The following is a 19,583-nucleotide window of genomic DNA, read 5'->3' on the forward strand; positions in this document are numbered from 1 at the left end:
TGCCTGTTATTTGCGCAGCTTGGCAAACGCATCGGCCATCGCGCCGCTGGCCGGCGCCGCCGTGCGTTCCTGGCGCTGGTGCTGCTGCACGCGTTTGGCGTCGTTGCGGTCGGGGCGCTGCGCCGGCTGCGCGCCCGGCTGCGGCGCGCTGTCCGTCAGGCGCATCGTCAGCGCGATGCGCTTGCGCTTCGGGTCCACTTCCAGCACCTTGACCTTGACCACCTGGCCGGCCTTGACCACCGTGTGCGGGTCTTTCACGAACGTGTTCGACAGCGCCGAGATGTGCACCAGGCCGTCCTGGTGTACGCCGATGTCGACGAACGCGCCAAAGGCGGCGACGTTGGTGACCACGCCTTCCAGGATCATGTCGGGGCGCAGGTCCGAGATCTGCTCCACGCCATCCTTGAAGGTGGCCGTCGTGAACTCGGGCCGTGGATCGCGGCCCGGTTTCTCCAGCTCTTTCAGGATATCGGTGATGGTCGGCACGCCGAACTTGTCGTCCGCATACCTGGCCGGGTTCAGGCTTTTAATGAGTGCACCGTCGCCGATCACGGCTTTCATGTCGCGCTTGACGTCGAGCAGGATTTTTTCGACGAGCGGGTACGATTCCGGGTGCACGGCCGATGCATCCAGCGGGTTGGCGCTGTTCATCACGCGCAAAAAGCCCGCTGCCTGCTCGAAGGTTTTCTCGCCCAGGCGCGGCACTTTTTTCAGCGCCGCGCGCGAGGCAAAAGCACCATGCGTGTCGCGATACGCGACGATGCCCTGCGCCACCGTGGACGACAGGCCGGACACGCGCGCCAGCAGCGGCGCCGACGCGGTGTTCACGTCCACGCCGACGGCATTCACGCAATCCTCCACCACAGCGTCGAGCGAGCGCGCCAGCTGGCTTTGCGACACGTCGTGCTGGTACTGGCCTACGCCGATCGACTTCGGATCGATCTTGACCAGTTCGGCCAGCGGATCTTGCAGGCGGCGCGCAATCGAGACGGCGCCGCGCAGCGACACGTCCATGTCGGGCAGCTCGCGCGAGGCGAATTCGGATGCCGAATAGACCGATGCGCCGGCTTCCGAGACGACGATTTTCGTCAGCTTCAGGTCAGGTTGCTGCTTGATCAGATCCTGCGCCAGCTTGTCGGTCTCGCGCGAGCCGGTGCCATTGCCGATCGAAACCAGCGACACATTGTGTTTCGCAGCCAGCAGGCCAAGCGTATGCAGCGCGCCGGCCCAGTCATTGCGCGGTTGGTGCGGGTAGACCGTGGCGGTATCGACCACCTTGCCGGTGGCGTCGACCACGACGACCTTCACGCCGGTGCGCAGGCCAGGGTCCAGGCCCATCGTCGCGCGCGGGCCGGCCGGCGCGGCCAGCAGCAGGGCCTTCAGGTTACGCGCGAAGACGCCGATCGCATCGAGTTCGGCCTTGTCGCGCAGCGCGCCCATCAACTCGGTATCCAGGTGCATGAAGCTTTTCACGCGCCAGGTCCAGCGCGCCGTATCGAGCAGCCATTTGTCGGCCGGGCGGCCCTGCGCCTTGATGCCGAAGCGCGCCGCGATGCGGCCTTCGCACGGATTGAGCGGTGCGTCCCACTTCGGCTTTTCGGGCTCGGAATCCAGGCGCAGCGCCACGTCCAGCATGCCTTCGCGGCGGCCACGCAGCAGCGCCAGCGCGCGGTGCGACGGCACTGCGGCCAGTGGTTCGCTGTAGTCGAAATAGTCAGCGAATTTTTCGCCTTCGTCCTGCTTACCCGCGACGACCTTCGATTCGACGACGCCGTGTTCCTGCACGTACTCGCGCAGCGTCTGCAGCAGCGCGGCGTCTTCGGCAAAGCGCTCCATCAGGATCTGGCGCGCGCCATCGAGCGCCGCCTTGGTATCAAGCACGCCGGGGTTGGCGCCGCCGTCGGCGTTGGTGAATGCGTCGCGCAGATAGTCTTTCGCGATGGCCTCGGGATCCTGCTGCGGGTCGGCCAGCAGGGTCTCGGCCAGCGGCGCGAGGCCCGCCTCGATCGCGATCTGCGCCTTCGTGCGGCGTTTCTGCTTGTAGGGCAGGTACAGGTCTTCGAGACGCGTTTTATCCTCGGCCAGCGCGATCGATTCCAGCAGCGCCGGCGTCATCTTGTTCTGCTCCGTGATCGACGCGATGATCGACGCGCGCCGGTCTTCCAGCTCGCGCAGATAGCGCAGGCGTTCTTCGAGAAGGCGCAGCTGGATGTCATCCAGGCCGCCGGTGGCTTCCTTGCGGTAGCGCGCGATGAACGGCACGGTGGCGCCTTCGTCGAGCAGGGCGATGGCGGCGGCCACCTGGGCTGGCCTGGCGGCGAGTTCTTTGGCGAGGCGTTGTTCGATGGAGGGCAGCATAGGCAGTGGCGAAGCGGGGATCGTGGACCAAGCGGCCAATGATACGCAAACAGCGCCGATACGCCAGTCTTGACAGCGTCAGTCGAACATGAGAGAACAGTCGGTTGGCAGAAGACACACGCGTTGCGTGCGCGCACCATTTGTCTGCAAGGTGCGATTACGAACAAATCGGAAGTGTTCGTATGCGAGATAATAGTCGTTATTGCCGTTTTTAATACCCTGCCACGAGACCCAATGACAACAGTCGATTATCTTCGCGAGAAAGCCAGCGACGCACCCGCAGCCCGCACGCCCGCACGTTCACCGGCCCTGCCGGCGCCGGTCGTGAGCTGGTTGCAGCGGGTCGAAGCAGCTGCGCATCCGCAGCCGAAGCTGACCGACGAAGTGGTCGACCCCAAGGCCGCGCAGTACAAGTTCGTCTACGTGATGGCGCCCACCAGCGGCGGGCGCCACGTCGCGCTGTGCCTGTGCAAGGCGCGCCTGCGGCCGAACGGCGACGTGGCCGCGGCCAGTCCCGTCAGCGAAGTCTTTTCGCTCCTGTCGGCGCCGCCGGCTTATCTCGAAGGCGACGACATCGACCTGGTGCGCTTTTTCATCGCCATGCGCAGCGGGTCGGCGCAAGGCACCAGCGCCACCGAACCGAAAGGCAAGGTCGGCGCGATCCTGCTGCAGATGCTCCTCGAACAGGGCAAGCTGCTGTGGGCGAACTCGTGGGCCGACATGGCCGGCGGCCTGGTCTACCCGCTGCAGGGCGGCCCGACCCGCCTGGCCAGCCTGGCCTGGCGCGACGAAGGCCGTGTCGCAAAACTCGGCTGGTCGGTCGAACCTGTAGGCGGCGCGGCCGCGCACAGCGCCGCCGACCAGATCGACTACATGCTGCCGACCGATCCGCCGTGGTACATCGACAATCTGTCGTGCGGCCCGCTCGAACTCAATCGCGGCGGCATCGACATCTCGCTGGCCGAACTGCAGGCGCTGGTGGCGCAGGCGCCCACGCTCACCGGCACCGACAAGAAACGCGTCTCGCAACTGCTGCTTGCGCACGGCCTGCAGCAACTGATGCCGCTGCCGCAGCCGCTCACGCAGCGCCTGCGTAATGACGTCAAACCGATCCCCCACCTGCTGCTCGATGCGGTGCAGCTGGCCGACGGCAGCGCCGCGCGCTGGCAGGACTTCGCCGTGCTGGCTTTTGATTACGACGGCCAGCGCGTCTCGTTCGACCCGTCGCAGCGCGTCGTGCGCCAGGTGGGCGACCTCACCGAAATCATCGAACGCGACCCCAAGCTCGAAAGCGACGCGCTCGACAAATTGGGCGAGATCGGTTTCCGCAAGCCGGCGACGGCGCCGCTGAACGTGATGGCCGGCGCACTGCAGCTCGAGAGCCAGGCGCACTGGCTGCGCTTTGCCGAGCAGTCGGTCGACGCGCTGTCCGACGCCGGCTGGCACCTGCAAAAATCGCCCAAGTACCGCTACGACGTAGTGCCGGTCGAAGACTGGTACGCCGACATCGACGAACCGGCTGAAGCAGGCAATGCCTGGTTCGAGCTGGAGCTGGGCATCGTGGTGGCCAAGAAGCGCGTGCCGCTGCTGCCGGTGCTGGTGCAGCTGATTCGCAGCGCGCCGCTCGAATTCGATCCGAGCGTGCTGGCCGCGCACGCCGAGTCCGACCAGATGCTGGCCGTGCTGCCCGATGGCGAGCGCGTGGCACTGCCGTGGGGCCGCCTCAAGCCCATCCTGGCCACGCTGGGCGAGCTGTATTTCAATGACAAGATCAAGGCGCGCCTGCGCCTGTCGACACTCGATGCAGCGCGGCTCGAAGAGCTGGCGCGCGGCGTCGAGCTGCAATGGACCGGTGGCGAGCGCCTGCGCGAGACCGGCCGCAAACTGAGCCAGTTCGGCGCCGTGAAAAAGGTCGAAGCGCCGGCCGGCCTGCAGGCCACCTTGCGCGACTACCAGCTCGATGGCCTGGCGTGGATGCAGTTCCTGCGCGAGTATGACCTGGGCGGCATCCTGGCCGACGATATGGGCCTGGGAAAAACGGTGCAGACGCTGGCGCACATCCTGGTCGAAAAAGAAGCGGGCCGTTTGACCAGTCCGGCGCTGGTGATCGCGCCAACGAGCCTGATGGCCAACTGGTTCGACGAAGCCGCGCGCTTTGCCCCGAGCCTCAAAGTGCTGCTCTTGCAGGGCAAGGAGCGCATGGAGTCGTTCGACCAGATCGACGGCGCCGACATCGTGCTGACCACCTACGCGCTGCTGCCGCGCGATGAAGAAGAACTGCGCAAGCACCACTATCACCTGGTGATCCTGGACGAATCGCACTACATCAAGAACACCCGTTCCAAGGCAGCGCAGACGGCCGGCTCGCTCGACGCCAGCCACCGCCTGTGCCTGTCCGGTACGCCGCTCGAGAATCACCTGGGCGAGCTGTGGTCGCAGTTCCACTTCCTGATTCCGGGCCTGCTGGGCGACGAAAAGACCTTCAATACCCAGTTCCGTCATCCGATCGAGCGCCAGGACGATCCGGTGCGCCGCACGCTGCTCAATCGCCGCATCCGGCCGTTCCTGCTGCGCCGCACGAAGGACAACGTGGCCAAAGAGCTGCCGCAAAAGACCGAGATGGTGCGCCGCATCGAGCTGTCCGGCCCGCAGCGCGACCTGTACGAAACGGTGCGCCTGGCGATGGACAAGAAAGTGCGCGACGAGATCGACCGCAAGGGCGTGGCGCGCAGCCAGATCGTGATCCTCGAGGCGCTGCTCAAGCTGCGCCAGGTGTGCTGCGATCCGCGCCTGGTCAAGTCGATGCCGTCCAAAAAGAACACGGCGGCAGTGTCGGCCAAATTGACCGATCTGATGCAGATGGTCGAAGACCTGCTGGGCGAAGGCCGCAAGATTCTCGTGTTCTCGCAGTTCACCAGCATGCTGGCGCTGATCGAAGAAGAACTCGCGCTGCGCAAGATTCCGTATGCGCTGCTCACCGGCGAGACGCGCGACCGCTCGGCGCAGGTGGCGGCATTCCAGCAGGGCGCGGTGCCGATCTTCCTGATCAGCCTGAAAGCGGGCGGCGTCGGGTTGAACCTGACGGCGGCCGATACCGTGATCCACTACGATCCGTGGTGGAATCCGGCGGCCGAGAATCAGGCGACCGACCGCGCCTGGCGCATCGGGCAGGACAAGCCGGTGTTCGTCTACAAGCTGATTGCCAAGGGCACGCTGGAAGAAAAGATCCAGCTGCTGCAACAGAAGAAGTCGGAGCTGGCGCACTCGATCCTGTCCGAAGGCGAGTCGCAGAAGATGGCATTGACGCAGGAAGACCTGCAGGCGATCTTTGCGCCGCTGGCGGAGTAATCGATCCGGGAGGGCTAGTAAGCGCAGCGCAAGCTGGCGCTGGTATATATAAAGAAATGGCGGGCTCGCGAGCCCGCCATTGTTGTATCGACCAAAGGTTTACGCGTAATACGCTTCGACTTTGCCTTTCAGCTTGATCAGCATCGGGCGGCCTTTGCGGTCGAGGGTCTTGCCAGCGGCGACCTTGATCCAGCCTTCGCTGATGCAATACTCTTCGACGTCGGTACGGTCCTTGTCGTTGAAGCGGATGCCGACGTCGTGCTGGAAGACGTCGCGGTTATGAAATGGGCTGCTCGGATCGATCGAGAGCCGGTCTGGGAGCGGGGGGCGGGTAGCGGTATCGTTCATAGTGGTGAAATTATCGCCCAAACCCTGTCGGTATGGCGCAATTGTTTCGTTTGCCACGTGGATTCCATGCCGAATCGCCTTCTTTCATTCCCTCCTGAAACCATATTTTGCATTTTGCAAAGCAATATGTCACAGACAAGTGACGCTCGCGATATACTAGCTGGTCGATACATCGCCCGTAACTGTTGGTGAAGAAAGAGGTCCAATGAAGTCCAGTCCGATTGCCGCCACCACGTCTGCCATGCCGGTCCCTGCCGGCGATGCCGAGATGCTCACCGGGCGGCAATTGCGCACGATCGCCGAACTGGGCGACGACGTGGCCTTTGCCATTGCACTGCCGGCGGCGACCGTGCGCTATCTGAGCCCGGCATTTGCGGCCCTGAGTGGCTACGACGCCGCGACGCTTCAGAGCGCGCTCGATGGCGACAGCGCCTCGCCGCTGGCGCCGCTGGCAGTGTGGTTGCGTGCGATGGCCGCCAGCAAGCCGGGGGTGCGCAACCGGCGCGAATTCGATCTGTTCGATGTCGAGCGCCGCCCGCTGGCGCTGGAAGCGCTGGCCATCGTGCCAGCCGATGACGGATCGGCCCTGGTTGGCCTGCTGCGCGACCTGTCGGCGCGGCGCGGCCACGACAGCGAATACAAACGCTTTGCCAGCATGCTCAATCACGAGTTCCGTACGCCACTGGCGACGATCGATGGCGCGATCCAGCGGCTGGAAGCCACGTCCACCCATGCCGAGGAATCGGTACGCGCCCGTTATCGCAAGATCGGCGCGGCAGTCGACCGCCTGATCGGGATGCTCGACGAATACCTGTCGCCCGATCGCATGGCCACGCTCGGGCGCACCCGCCAGCCCAACACCATCACGGTCGGGGAACTGGTCGAGACGGGTGCTGCCCAGATCCGCACCGCCGGCCGCACGGCCGTACTGCAGCTCGACGATGTCGCCTCGATCCTGCGCGGCGAACCGGAAGGCTTGCGGCTGGCACTGAAAGTCATGATCGACAATGCACTCGCGTTTTCGCCGCCTACCGCCGAGGTAACGGTGCGCGTGCGGCGCAGCGGTGGCGGCGTCGAGATCGCTGTCCTCGACGGTGGCGCAGGCGTGCCACCGGACGATGCGTCGCGTGTTTTCGACAAAGGGTATCGTGGCCGCAACGCCGCGGGCCTGCCGGGCAGCGGTCTGGGGCTGTACATGGCGCGCTCGATCATCGAAGTCCACGGTGGCGTGCTGAGTCTGGCACCAGGGCAACAGGGCGCCGGCGCCGAGTTCCGGCTCTGGATGCCGGCGCTGGTCTTATAGAGGTTATAGAGGAATAACTCCTTGCTTCAGGTAGCCTCAGCAGTGATAATCGGGACCGCGCTTCGGCGTGGATAACGCTACCATCGGTATCAACGACGGGCAGGTGACTAATATGGCAAGGGCATGACGCAGATACTGATTGTTGAAGACAATGGCGAATACGCCGACGACATGGCCGAGTTCCTGAAGGAGCTGGACCACGACGTCACGATCGCCCGGACCGCCAGTGAAATGTGGGCGGCGCTGACGCGCACGCCGGCTGCGGTCGTGGTGCTCGACCTCGGGCTGCCGGACGAAGATGGCTTTAATGTCATCCCGCGCATGCGCCAGCTGTACCCCGAAATCGGGTTACTGGTACTCACAGGCCGGGTGGCGTTCGACCACCGCATCCTGGGCTTGCGCCTGGGCGCCGACCATTACCTGACCAAGCCAATCAAGTTCCCTGAACTGGCCGCCCACATCGAGGCACTGGACCGCCGGGTACGCCCGCAGGATCCGGCGCCGGCCCCGAGCAAGTGGATGCTGCGCGTGAGCGCACGCCAGCTTGAGCTGATGGGCAAGGTCGTCGACCTGACCGAAAAGGAGTGCAACTTCCTGCACCTGCTGACGATCAACACACGCCCGGTGCCGCGCCACGTCATCGTCGCCGGCATGGGTGGCGACGACCCCGACGCCAGCCGCCGCGTCGACATGCTGGTCTACCGCCTGCGCAAGAAAGCCCGCTCCGGCCTTGGCCAGGACCTCCCCCTGCGCAGCGCCTACGGCGAAGGCTACAGCCTTTCCGCCGGCTTCACCCTCTCCTGACCCCGCCTCTACCCTCCCACAATGAGGGTCAGAGTCGAATTATTGGCCAATTTCCACTCAGACAATTAGGGTCAGAGTCGAATTATTGGCCAATTTTCTTTGGGATATTGGCTAGGTTAAACAATTGGAGCTGAAAAGTCGGGCGATAAATTGCGTCTAGACTCATTCTCGAATAATTGGGGACAGAGTCGAGCGGATTTTGCGACCTCTTGCGTTTAATTAGGGACAGAGTCATTTTCCATTGTAGAATTCGGCTTCCTCACGCACATCCGACGCCATGGCACGCCAACCTCGACTCATAGTCCCCGAGCAACCGCACCACGTAATCCAGCGCGGCAATAACCGCCAGATCATTTACAGGGAAGAGGCGGACTACCAGCGATTTCTCGTCTGGCTCAAGGAAGGCGCGCGGTTCTATGACGTGGCAATCCATGCCTACGTCTTGATGCCGAACCATGTTCACCTGCTGGCAACGCCGAGCGACGCCACGGGCCTGGCGCTGATGATGCAGAAGGTTGGCCGACTCTATGTGCCATGGTTTAACCACAAGTACGAGCGCAGCGGTGGCTTGTTCGAGGGGCGTTTCCGCACCTCGCTGATCGACTCGGACCGGTATTTCATGACCTGCAGCCGCTACATCGAGCTCAATCCGGTGCGCGCGCAACTGTCCGTGGGTCCGGGCGAGTATCCATGGTCGAGCTATGCCCACCACGCCGGCGCGCGTCTGGATACGCTCGTCAGTGACCACAGCCTGTTCTGGGCATTGGGCAACACGCCATTCCAGCGCGAGGCGGCGTATATCGACATGGTCCAGCAGGGTTTGTCATCGGAGGAGGTGGATTTCATCACCACCTCGATTCTGCGAAACAAGCCATTGGGGTCAGACTCGTTCAAGAGCCAGCTGGAGCAAAAAACACAACGCCAGATCTTGCCAGCCAAGCGTGGCCGACCTTTTAATCCACCCTTGCCACCGTTTGCACAAGCCTGAAACAGGGCAATTCCCGACACAACGGCACGGTTATTCGTGCCGTTTTTTATTGCAAAAATATATTTGAAATCAAACATTTAGGTTCGGTTTCAGTGCATAGCAAAAAACAAGATTGACTCTGTCCCCAATTATCGTGTTTCTCAAAAAGTTGTCAAACAATTCGACTCTGACCCTAATTATTGAGGTTGACGGGGGATTTTGCATTGCACTATTCTCGGCATTCGATCCCGTAAAGATGTGGAGAATGTCGCATGATTGCCCAAGGTTTGTATGATCCCGCCAATGAACACGATGCTTGCGGTGTTGGCTTCATCGCCCATATCAAGGGCAACAAGAGTCATTCGATTGTTGAACAGGGTCTGTTGATTCTGAAGAACCTCGACCACCGGGGCGCTGTGGGCGCCGATGCGCTGATGGGCGACGGGGCGGGGATTCTGATCCAGATTCCGGACCAGTACTACCGCGACGAGATGGCACGTCAGGGCGTCGAGTTGCCGCCCCCTGGCGAGTACGGCGTCGGCATGGTGTTCCTGCCGAAAGAGCATGCGTCGCGCATCGCCTGCGAGCAGGAAATCGAACGCGCCGTGCGCATCGAAGGCCAGGTCGTTCTCGGCTGGCGCAACGTGCCGGTCGATGCGACGATGCCGATGTCGCCGTTCGTACGCGCCAAGGAGCCGGTGATTCGCCAGATTTTCATCGGTCGCGGCCCGGACATCATGGTCACCGATGCACTCGAACGCAAACTCTACGTCATCCGCAAATCGTCTGGCCACGCGATCCAGGCTCTCAAACTCCTGCACGGCAAGGAGTTCTTCGTACCGTCGATGTCGGCCCGCACCGTCGTCTACAAGGGCCTGCTGCTGGCCGACCAGGTGGGCGTGTTCTATAAAGACCTGCAGGATCCGCGCTGCATCTCGGCGCTGGCCCTGGTCCACCAGCGCTTCTCGACCAACACCTTCCCCGAGTGGCCGCTGGCCCACCCGTACCGCCTGATCGCCCACAACGGCGAGATCAATACCGTCAAGGGCAACTTCAACTGGACCCGTGCGCGCGAAGGCATCCTCAAGTCGGCCGTGCTGGGCGACGACTTGAACAAGCTGTTCCCGCTGATCTATGAAGGCCAGTCGGATACCGCCTGCTTCGACAACGCGCTTGAACTCCTGATCATGGCCGGCTACCCGATCGCCCAGGCGATGATGATGATGATCCCGGAAGCCTGGGAAAACCATGCGTCGATGGACGACAACCGCCGCGCCTTCTACGAATACCACGCCGCGATGATGGAGCCGTGGGACGGCCCGGCCGCGATGGCCTTTACCGATGGCCGCCACATCGGCGGTACGCTGGACCGCAACGGCCTGCGCCCGGCACGCTATGTCATCACCGAGGACGACCTGGTCGTCATGGCGTCCGAATCGGGCGTGCTGCCAATTCCCGAATCGCGTATCGTCAAGAAGTGGCGCCTCCAGCCGGGCAAGATGTTCCTGATCGACCTCGAAGCGGGCCGCATCATCGACGACAAGGAACTGAAGGACACCTATGCCAACGCCAAGCCGTACAAGGCCTGGATCAAGTCGGTGCGCATCAAGCTTAATGAAATCAAGCTGACCGAGTCGCAGCTGGCCGCCGGCCGCGCGAAGGATGCGCAGGGCGAAAAGCCGCCGCTCACGCTGCTCGACCGCCAGCAGGCGTTCGGCTACACGCAGGAAGACCTGAAGTTCCTGATGGCGCCGATGGCCGTGCTGGGCGAAGAAGCCACCGGCTCGATGGGCAACGATTCGCCGCTGGCCGTCACGTCCAACAAACTCAAGCCGCTGTATAACTACTTCAAGCAGCTGTTCGCGCAGGTGACCAATCCGCCGATCGATCCGATCCGCGAAAGCATGGTCATGTCGCTGGTCTCGTTCATCGGCCCCAAGCCGAACATCCTCGACACCAACAACGTCAACCCGCCGATGCGCCTCGAAGTCGCGCAGCCGATCCTGAACTTCGACGACATGGCGCGCCTGCGCAATATCGGCCAGCACACCGGCGGCAAGTTCAAGGCCTATGAGCTGAACATCTGCTACCCGGTCGCCTGGGGCAAGGAAGGCATCGAAGCCTCGCTGGCCTCGCTGTGCGCCGAAGCAGTCGATGCCGTCAAGTCGGGCCACAACATCCTGATCGTGTCGGACCGCCGCATGTCGCCCGACCTGGTCGCGATCCCTGCGCTGCTGGCCACGTCCAGCGTGCACCAGCACCTGGTGGCGCGCGGCCTGCGCGCCTCCGCCGGCCTCGTGATCGAAACCGGCTCGGCGCGCGAGACCCATCACTTTGCGCTGCTGGCCGGCTACGGCGCCGAAGCCGTGCACCCGTACCTGGCCCTCGAAACGCTGGCCGAACTGGCGCATGGCCTGCCGCAAGAATTGTCGGCCGAGACGGTGAGCTACAACTACATCAAGGCCGTCGGCAAGGGCCTGATGAAGGTGATGTCCAAAATGGGCATCTCCACCTACATGTCGTACTGCGGCGCGCAGATCTTCGAGGCCGTGGGCCTGAACAAGTCGCTGGTCGACAAGTACTTCAAGGGCACCTCGTCGAATATCGAAGGCATTGGCCTGTTCGAAGTGGCCGAAGAAGCGCTGCGCCTGCACGCGCTGGCTTTCGGCGCCGATCCGGTGCTGGCCAATGCGCTGGACGTCGGTGGCGAATACGCGTTCCGCGTGCGCGGCGAAGACCACCTGTGGACGCCGGACACGATCGCCAAGCTGCAGCACGCGACGCGCGCCAACAACTTCTCGACCTATAAGGAATACGCGCAGCTGATCAACGACCAGACGCGCCGTCACCTGACGCTGCGCGGCCTGTTCGAATTCAAGATCGACCGCGACAAGGCGATCCCGATCGAAGAAGTCGAATCGGCCAAGGACATCGTGAAGCGCTTTGCCACCGGCGCCATGTCGCTCGGCTCGATCAGCACCGAAGCCCACGCCACGCTGGCCATCGCGATGAACCGCATCGGCGGCAAGAGCAATACGGGCGAGGGCGGCGAAGATCCGGCGCGCTACATGAATGAATTCAAGGGCATCGCGATCAAGAAGGGCGAGTCGCTGGCCTCGCGCCTGGGCGATGGCCGCGTCGTGGTCGATATTCCGCTCGAAGACGGCGACTCGCTGCGCTCCAAAATCAAGCAGGTAGCGTCGGGCCGCTTTGGCGTCACCGCCGAATACCTGAACTCGGCCGATCAGATCCAGATCAAGATGGCGCAGGGCGCCAAGCCGGGCGAAGGCGGCCAGCTGCCGGGCCATAAGGTGTCGGAGTACATCGCCAGCTTGCGTTTCTCGGTGCCGGGTGTCGGCCTGATTTCGCCACCGCCGCACCACGACATCTATTCGATCGAAGACCTGGCCCAGCTGATTCACGACCTGAAAAACGTGAACCCGCGCGCCTCGATCTCGGTCAAGCTGGTTTCGGAAGTGGGCATCGGCACGGTCGCTGCCGGCGTTTCGAAAGCCAAGGCTGATCACATCGTTGTCGCCGGCCACGATGGCGGCACGGGCGCATCGCCCCTGTCGTCGGTCAAGCACGCCGGCACGCCGTGGGAGCTGGGCCTGGCCGAGACCCAGCAGACGCTGGTCTTGAATGGCCTGCGTAGCCGCATCCGTCTGCAAGCAGATGGCCAGATGCGCACCGGCCGCGACGTCGTCATCGCGGCGATGCTGGGCGCCGACGAAGTGGGTTTTGCCACCGCGCCGCTGGTGGTCGAAGGCTGCATCATGATGCGCAAGTGCCACCTCAATACCTGCCCGGTCGGCGTGGCCACGCAGGACCCGGTGCTGCGCGCAAAATTCCAGGGCAAACCCGAGCACGTCGTGAACTACTTCTTCTTCGTCGCCGAAGAAGCCCGCCAGATCATGGCGCAGCTGGGCATCCGCACCTATGACGAACTGATTGGCCGCGCCGACCTGCTCGACAAATCCAAGGCGATCGGCCACTGGAAGGCGCAGGGCCTGGACTTCTCGAACATCTTCTATCAGCCGAAAGTCGAGAGCCAACGCGCCCTGTTCCACACCGAAGGCCAGGACCATGGCCTGGATAAAGCGCTCGACCACAAGCTGATCGCGCAAGCCAAGGCGGCCCTTGAAAAGGGCGAGCGCGTCTCGTTCATCTCGCCGGTCAAGAACCTGAACCGCACCGTCGGCGCCATGCTGTCGGGCGAAGTCGCCACGCGCTACGGCCATGCCGGCCTGCCGGACGACACGATCCACATCCAGCTGCAAGGCACGGCGGGCCAGTCCGCTGCTGCCTTCCTGGCCGGCGGCATCACGATGGACCTGGTCGGCGAAGGCAACGACTACGTCGGCAAGGGCCTGTCGGGCGGGCGCATCATCGTGCGGCCGAACACGGAGTTCCGTGGCTGGGCGGTCGACAACATCATCGTCGGTAACACCGTGCTGTATGGCGCGATCTCGGGCGAGGCTTTCTTTAATGGCGTGGCCGGCGAGCGCTTCGCGGTGCGCAACTCGGGCGCCACGGCCGTCGTCGAAGGCTGCGGCGACCACGGTTGCGAATACATGACCGGCGGGACCGTGGCGGTGCTGGGCGATACCGGCCGCAACTTCGCTGCCGGCATGTCGGGCGGTGTGGCCTTCGTGTACGACCCGAAGGGCGAATTCGAAGCGCGCTGCAACACGACGATGGTCAATCTCGAGCGGGTGCTGGCGTCGAAAGACCAGACCGACCCGGCAGCCTGGCACAGCCAGTCGCGCACCAGCGAGCGCGAGTCGGACGAAGCGATCCTGCGCCGCCTGATCGAGCGCCACTTCAAGTACACCGGCAGCACGCGTGCGCGCAACCTGCTCGACGACTGGGCCAATAGCCGCAGCAAGTTCGTCAAGGTGTTCCCGACCGACTACAAGCGCGCGCTCGAAGAGATGCACTTCTCGAGCATGGAAGAAGCGAACGACAAAATTGATATTGCGGTCTGACCGCAGACTTGGGTCACCGTGGGGCCGCCGAGGCCGAAGCGGGGATGACCCTGGTGTCGATCACCGCAACGAAAAATTAAGGGAATATTGTGGGCAAAATTACCGGCTTCATGGAATTCGAACGGCAGGAAGAGGATCATCTCGAACCGGTCGCGCGTCTGAAGAACTACAAGGAATTCGTCATCACGCTGACCGACGCGCAGGCGAAGGTGCAGGGCGCGCGCTGCATGGATTGCGGCATCCCGTTCTGTAATACGGGCTGCCCGGTCAACAACATCATCCCGGACTGGAACGACCTGGTCTTCCATGGCAACTACCGCCACGCGCTGGAAAACCTGCACTCGACGAACAACTTCCCCGAGTTCACCGGCCGCATCTGCCCGGCGCCGTGCGAGTCGGCCTGTACCCTCGGGATCAACGACGACCCGGTCGGCATCAAGTCGATCGAGCGCAAGATCATCGACACCGGCTGGGAGCACGGCTGGGTGGTGCCGCAGCCGCCCGAACATCGCACGGGCCGCAAGGTCGCCGTCGTCGGCTCCGGGCCTGCCGGCCTGGCTGCAGCCCAGCAACTGGCGCGCGTCGGCCACGACGTGACGGTATTTGAGAAGAGCGATCGCCTGGGCGGCCTGCTGCGCTACGGGATCCCCGACTTCAAGATGGAAAAGGACCTGATCGACCGCCGCGTCGAACAGATGCAGGCCGAAGGCGTCACGTTCCGCACGGGTGTGTTGATCGGCAAGGACTTCCCGGCAGCCGTCAGCAATATGGCGCGCGACACCATCTTCCCGGAAGACCTGGAAAAAGAATTCGACGCCGTGATCATGGCCGGCGGCGCCGAGCAGCCACGTGACCTGCCAGTGCCGGGCCGCCAGCTCAAGGGCGTGCACTTTGCGATGGACTTCCTGCCGCAGCAAAACCGCGTCAATGCCGGCGACAAGCTGAAGGACCAGCTGAAAGCCACCGGCAAGCACGTGATCGTCATCGGCGGCGGCGACACCGGCTCGGACTGCGTCGGCACTTCGAATCGCCACGGCGCCGCATCGGTGACGCAATTCGAACTGCTGCCGCAACCACCGGAACACGAAAACAAGCCGCTGGTCTGGCCCTACTGGCCGACGCGCCTGCGCACCTCGTCGTCGCACGAAGAAGGTTGCGAGCGCGACTGGGCGGTGGCGACCAAGCGCCTGGAAGGCAAGGGCGGCAAGGTGGAAAAACTGATCGCCTGCCGCGTCGAATGGAAGGACGGCAAGATGACGGAAGTGCCAGACTCGGAATTCGAACTGAAAGCCGACCTGGTGCTGCTGGCGATGGGCTTTGTCTCGCCCGTGCAGCAAGTGCTCGACGCGTTTGGCGTGCAGAAAGACCCACGCGGCAATGCGCGCGCCACCACCGAGGGCGAGCTGGCCTATCAGACGTCGAACCCGAAAGTATTTACGGCAGGCGACATGCGTCGTGGCCAATCGCTGGTGGTGTGGGCGATCCGCGAAGGCCGTCAATGCGCGCGCGCCGTCGACGAGTTCCTGATGGGCGCATCGGTCTTGCCACGCTAGACGTATGGTCAATGGCGGTCGTGCAATGCGACCGCCATGTTCGCCGGCTTGCAGACAACCCGGCGACAAATGCATGACAAACTATTTATAAACTGTCACTTGCTAATTCGTAAAGCTATCCCCAATTGGATGCTGCGATGCAAAATAGCCTGACACGTTGTCGTCCTATCACGCGGCTGTATCGTGCGGTTTATGTAAATATGTTTCAATTATATTGATTCCTAACAAGGAATCGCAATATTGTCATGTATGCATAATCCAATGAAAACAATCGCTTACAACTTTAAATAGCTGACTGAACAGTTATTAGTGTTGTAATGTCACGTCGCCAGCCGGGGGTAAAATCGGGTCCCTCAAGCGGGTAAATAGCTTTCTGCACTACAATACCGGATTCCCTAACCTCAAATGATGCTGTGTCGAACCTAGTCGAAATCCGCGATCTGCATTTTGCTTACGGTGAGCGTTCCATTCTGTCGAATCTGCGCATGGATTTCCCACGTGGCAAGCTCATTGCTGTCATGGGTGGGTCCGGTTGCGGCAAGACGACGGTGTTGCGCCTCATCGGTGGCCAGATTCGCCCCCAGCGTGGCGAAGTCCGCATTGGCGGCGAAGTCGTGCACAGCCTCGATACGCAGGGGCTGTATCGCCTGCGCCGGCGCATGGGCATGCTGTTCCAGTTTGGCGCACTGTTTACCGACCTGTCGGTGTTCGATAATGTGGCGTTTCCGCTGCGCGAGCACACCGACCTGCCCGAAGAACTGATCCGCGACCTCGTGCTCATGAAGCTCAACGCCGTGGGCCTGCGCAATGCGCACCGCCTCAAGCCGGCCGAGATTTCGGGCGGCATGGCGCGCCGCGTGGCCGTGGCCCGCGCGGTGGCGCTCGACCCTGAACTGATCATGTACGACGAACCGTTCGCCGGCCTCGACCCGATCTCGATGGGCGTGACCGCGAATCTGATCCGCAATCTGAACGACGCCCTCGGCTCGACCTCGATCCTCGTCTCGCACGATGTGCAAGAGTGCTTCGCCATTGCCGATTACGTGTATTTCATGTCCGCTGGCAAGATCGTCGCAGAAGGCACGCCGACCGAACTGCGCGTCTCGACTGACCCGTACGTGCGCCAGTTCGTCAACGCCGAGCCGGACGGTCCGGTGCCGTTCCACTATCCCGGCAAGACGCTGGCCGACGACCTGGGCCTGGGAGCGCGCACATGATCGCCCGCTTCCTCGGTTATATCGGTTGCTCGGTGCGCGAAGGCCTGGCCGGTCTCGGTTTCGCGATCCGCTCGTTCCTCAGCATCCTGCGCGTGTCACCCGGTGCGTTCCGCCGCCCGGGTTTGATTTCCGAGCAGATTCACTTCATCGGTAACTATTCGCTGGTGATCATCGCGGTGTCCGGCCTGTTCGTCGGCATGGTGCTGGGCCTGCAGGGTTATTACACGCTGAACCAGTACGGCGCCGAGCAGATGCTGGGCCAGGTGGTCGCGCTGTCGCTCGTGCGCGAACTGGGTCCGGTCGTTACCGCGCTGCTGTTTGCGGGCCGCGCCGGCACCTCGCTGACGGCGCAGATCGGCCTCATGAAAGCAGGCGAACAATTGTCGGCCATGGAAATGATGGCGATTAATCCGGTCCAACGGGTGCTGGCGCCGCGTTTCTGGGCAGGCGTGATCGCCATGCCGGTGCTGGCGACGGTGTTTTCGGCCGTTGGCGTGATGGGTGGCTACCTCGTCGGCGTGAAATTGATCGGCGTGGATGAAGGTTCTTTCTGGGCCCAGATGCAATCTGGCGTCGATGTGCGCGCTGACGTACTGAACGGCGTGATTAAAAGCTTTATCTTTGGCATCGCCGTGACCTTTACTGCCCTGTTCCAGGGGTACCAGGCCCAGCCGACGCCGGAAGACGTCTCGCGTGCGACTACGCGTACTGTCGTGATCGCATCGCTGCTGGTCTGGGGGCTGAACTTCGTCATGACCGCCCTGATGTTCAATAAATAACTAACACGGTTTTAGGGTAATAAAATGCATCGCAAAACTATCGACGTCTGGGTTGGCCTGTTCGTGCTGCTGGGCTTGGCGGCACTGCTGTTCCTGGCATTCCAGGCCGGCAATCTGAAGTCCATGTCGTTCGGGCAGACGTATTCCGTCAGCGGCCGGTTCGACAATATCGGTGGCCTCAAGCCGCAGGCGCCCGTCAAGAGCGCCGGTGTGGTGGTCGGCCGCGTGGGCGAGATTGCCTTTGACGACAAGAGCTTCCAGGCATCTGTGCGCCTCGATCTGGACACTGACTATAAATTCCCAAAAGATAGTTCGTTGAAGATCCTGACCGCAGGCCTGCTTGGCGAGCAATACATTGGCATCGAAGCCGGTGGCGACACGAACAACCTGGCCGAGGGCGATCGAATCATCCGCACCCAGTCGGCGACAGTCCTCGAAGACTTGATCAATCAATTTATCTACAGCAAGGCTGCTGATGGAAAGGAAGGTAGTCAATGAACTACACCAACATGCTTTCGCACGTGCGTCTCTGTGCCGCCGCCGCTGCTGTCCTGGTCCTGACCGGTTGCGCGACAACCGCGAACAATCCACAGGATCCGCTCGAAGGGTATAACCGCGCCGTCTACTCATTCAACGATGCTGTTGACCGCACCGTGCTCAAGCCGACCGCCACCGCCTATAAAAAGGTCGTACCGGGCTTCGCCCAGACGGGCGTCAACAATTTCTTTGGCAACCTGTCGGATGCCTGGAGCTCGATCAATAACTTCCTGCAAGGCAAGGGCGAAGCCGGCGCGACCGACTTCGGCCGTGTGGCGGTCAACTCGACCTTCGGCATCTTCGGCCTGCTGGACATCGCGTCCGAAGCCGGCATGCAGAAGCACAACGAAGATTTCGGTCAAACGCTGGGCAAATGGGGCGTACCGAGCGGTCCGTACTTGATCTTGCCGCTTCTGGGCCCATCTACGGTACGTGATACCGCAGCATTGCCAGCCGATTTCGCGGGCGACATCTGGACCTACAAGACGCCGGTCAACTGGCGCAATGTGGGTACCGGTGTTCGCATCATCGACAAACGCGCCACGCTGCTCGACGCCTCGGGCCTGATGGAAGACGCCGCACTGGACCGCTACGAATTCCTGCGCGACGGCTATCTGCAGCGCCGCCAGAGCCAGGTCTACGACGGCAATGTGCCGCGCCAGGCTGATGACGTCGCCGAGCCAGCACCTTCCGAAACGAAGTAAGTTGAAAGGAATACGATGAAACCATTCATGCACCTGATCGCCGCCGCCGCAGTCACCGCTGCCTTTTCCACGAGCGTGATCGCCCAGCCTGCCGCCAGCGCCGAAGCGCCGGACGTGCTGGTCAAGCGCATCAGCGCCGAAGTGATCGACAGCGTCAAGAACGACAAGGCCATCCAGTCGGGCGATCGCAGCAAGATCATGGGTCTGGTCAATACCAAGATCCTGCCGTACGTCGATGCCGAAAAAATGACGCAGCAAGCCGCTGGCCGCCACTGGCGCACCGCCACGCCGGACCAGCAAAAGCGCCTGACCACCGAGTTCCGTAACCTGCTGGTCTATACGTATTCCGGTGCGCTGTCGACCATCAAGAACGAAACCGTCGAGTTCAAGCCAATGCGCGCTGCCGCCACCGATACCGATGTCGAAGTGCGCTCGCAGGTCAACGTCGCGCGCGGCGAGCCGATCACGCTGAACTATCGCCTGGCCAAGAACGGCAACGGCTGGAAGATCTATGACGTGAACATCCTGGGCGCCTGGCTGGTCGAGACCTACAAGAGCACCTTCAACAGCGAAATCAGCAAGACCGGCGTCGATGGCCTGATCAAGCGCTTGGCTGACCGCAATGCGCAACTGGCATCCAAGCCGCTGGCTGCACCGGCAACGAATGGCTGAGGCAA

13 protein-coding genes are annotated in these 19,583 nt (G+C 62.5%); 11 read left to right on the forward strand and 2 right to left on the reverse strand.

The window, feature by feature from the left end:
• Window positions 1-6: 6 nt before the first annotated feature.
• Window positions 7-2,358, reverse strand: coding sequence for a Tex family protein (locus tag HD842_RS13120; protein ID WP_183555078.1), 2,352 nt, complete (start codon window positions 2,356-2,358; stop codon window positions 7-9).
• 234 nt (window positions 2,359-2,592) lie between these two features.
• On the opposite strand from HD842_RS13120, the gene HD842_RS13125 reads away from it, so the two are divergent.
• On the forward strand, window positions 2,593-5,706 hold the full coding sequence (locus HD842_RS13125) for a DEAD/DEAH box helicase (protein ID WP_183555079.1): 3,114 nt from the start codon (window positions 2,593-2,595) through the stop codon (window positions 5,704-5,706).
• Window positions 5,707-5,805: 99 nt separating this feature from the next.
• Here the strand turns inward: HD842_RS13125 and HD842_RS13130 are convergent, their stop codons facing one another.
• Entirely contained in the window at window positions 5,806-6,054 is a 249-nt protein-coding gene (locus HD842_RS13130; RefSeq protein WP_183555080.1) for a DUF3297 family protein, read from the reverse strand.
• Between the two features lie 205 nt (window positions 6,055-6,259).
• Here HD842_RS13130 and HD842_RS13135 point away from each other — a divergent pair, with 205 nt between their 5' ends.
• The 10 genes from HD842_RS13135 (at window position 6,260) to HD842_RS13180 (ending at window position 19,578) form a co-directional block, all read left to right on the forward strand.
• Window positions 6,260-7,357 carry a sensor histidine kinase gene (locus HD842_RS13135; RefSeq protein ID WP_183555082.1) on the forward strand — a complete coding sequence of 366 codons (1,098 nt, stop codon included), beginning with the start codon at window positions 6,260-6,262 and terminating at the stop codon, window positions 7,355-7,357.
• Window positions 7,358-7,480: 123 nt separating this feature from the next.
• The gene (locus HD842_RS13140; protein ID WP_183555085.1) at window positions 7,481-8,161 is read left to right on the forward strand and encodes a response regulator transcription factor; all 681 of its coding nucleotides are present in this window, start codon (window positions 7,481-7,483) and stop codon (window positions 8,159-8,161) included.
• A 277-nt stretch (window positions 8,162-8,438) separates the two neighbouring features.
• Window positions 8,439-9,149, forward strand: a complete 711-nt coding sequence (locus tag HD842_RS13145; RefSeq protein ID WP_183555087.1) for a transposase — start codon at window positions 8,439-8,441, stop codon at window positions 9,147-9,149.
• 251 nt (window positions 9,150-9,400) lie between these two features.
• On the forward strand, window positions 9,401-14,116 hold the full coding sequence (locus HD842_RS13150; protein WP_183555090.1) for a glutamate synthase-related protein: 4,716 nt from the start codon (window positions 9,401-9,403) through the stop codon (window positions 14,114-14,116).
• Between the two features lie 89 nt (window positions 14,117-14,205).
• Window positions 14,206-15,669, forward strand: a complete 1,464-nt coding sequence (locus HD842_RS13155; RefSeq protein ID WP_183555092.1) for a glutamate synthase subunit beta — start codon at window positions 14,206-14,208, stop codon at window positions 15,667-15,669.
• A gap of 413 nt (window positions 15,670-16,082) precedes the next feature.
• Window positions 16,083-16,886, forward strand: coding sequence for an ABC transporter ATP-binding protein (locus HD842_RS13160; RefSeq protein ID WP_183555094.1), 804 nt, complete (start codon window positions 16,083-16,085; stop codon window positions 16,884-16,886).
• Window positions 16,883-17,665 (forward strand): lipid asymmetry maintenance ABC transporter permease subunit MlaE, encoded by a 783-nt coding sequence (gene mlaE, locus HD842_RS13165; RefSeq protein ID WP_183555096.1) that lies wholly within the window; start codon window positions 16,883-16,885, stop codon window positions 17,663-17,665. Before HD842_RS13160 ends, mlaE begins: the two co-directional genes overlap by 4 nt.
• A gap of 24 nt (window positions 17,666-17,689) precedes the next feature.
• The gene (mlaD, locus tag HD842_RS13170) at window positions 17,690-18,163 is read left to right on the forward strand and encodes an outer membrane lipid asymmetry maintenance protein MlaD (RefSeq protein WP_183555097.1); all 474 of its coding nucleotides are present in this window, start codon (window positions 17,690-17,692) and stop codon (window positions 18,161-18,163) included.
• Entirely contained in the window at window positions 18,160-18,906 is a 747-nt protein-coding gene (locus HD842_RS13175) for an MlaA family lipoprotein (RefSeq protein ID WP_183555099.1), read from the forward strand. Before mlaD ends, HD842_RS13175 begins: the two co-directional genes overlap by 4 nt.
• A gap of 15 nt (window positions 18,907-18,921) precedes the next feature.
• Window positions 18,922-19,578, forward strand: coding sequence for an MlaC/ttg2D family ABC transporter substrate-binding protein (locus tag HD842_RS13180; RefSeq protein WP_183555101.1), 657 nt, complete (start codon window positions 18,922-18,924; stop codon window positions 19,576-19,578).
• Window positions 19,579-19,583 lie beyond the last annotated feature (5 nt).

Source organism: Massilia aurea, assembly GCF_014200505.1.
GTDB lineage: Bacteria > Pseudomonadota > Gammaproteobacteria > Burkholderiales > Burkholderiaceae_D > Telluria > Telluria aurea_B.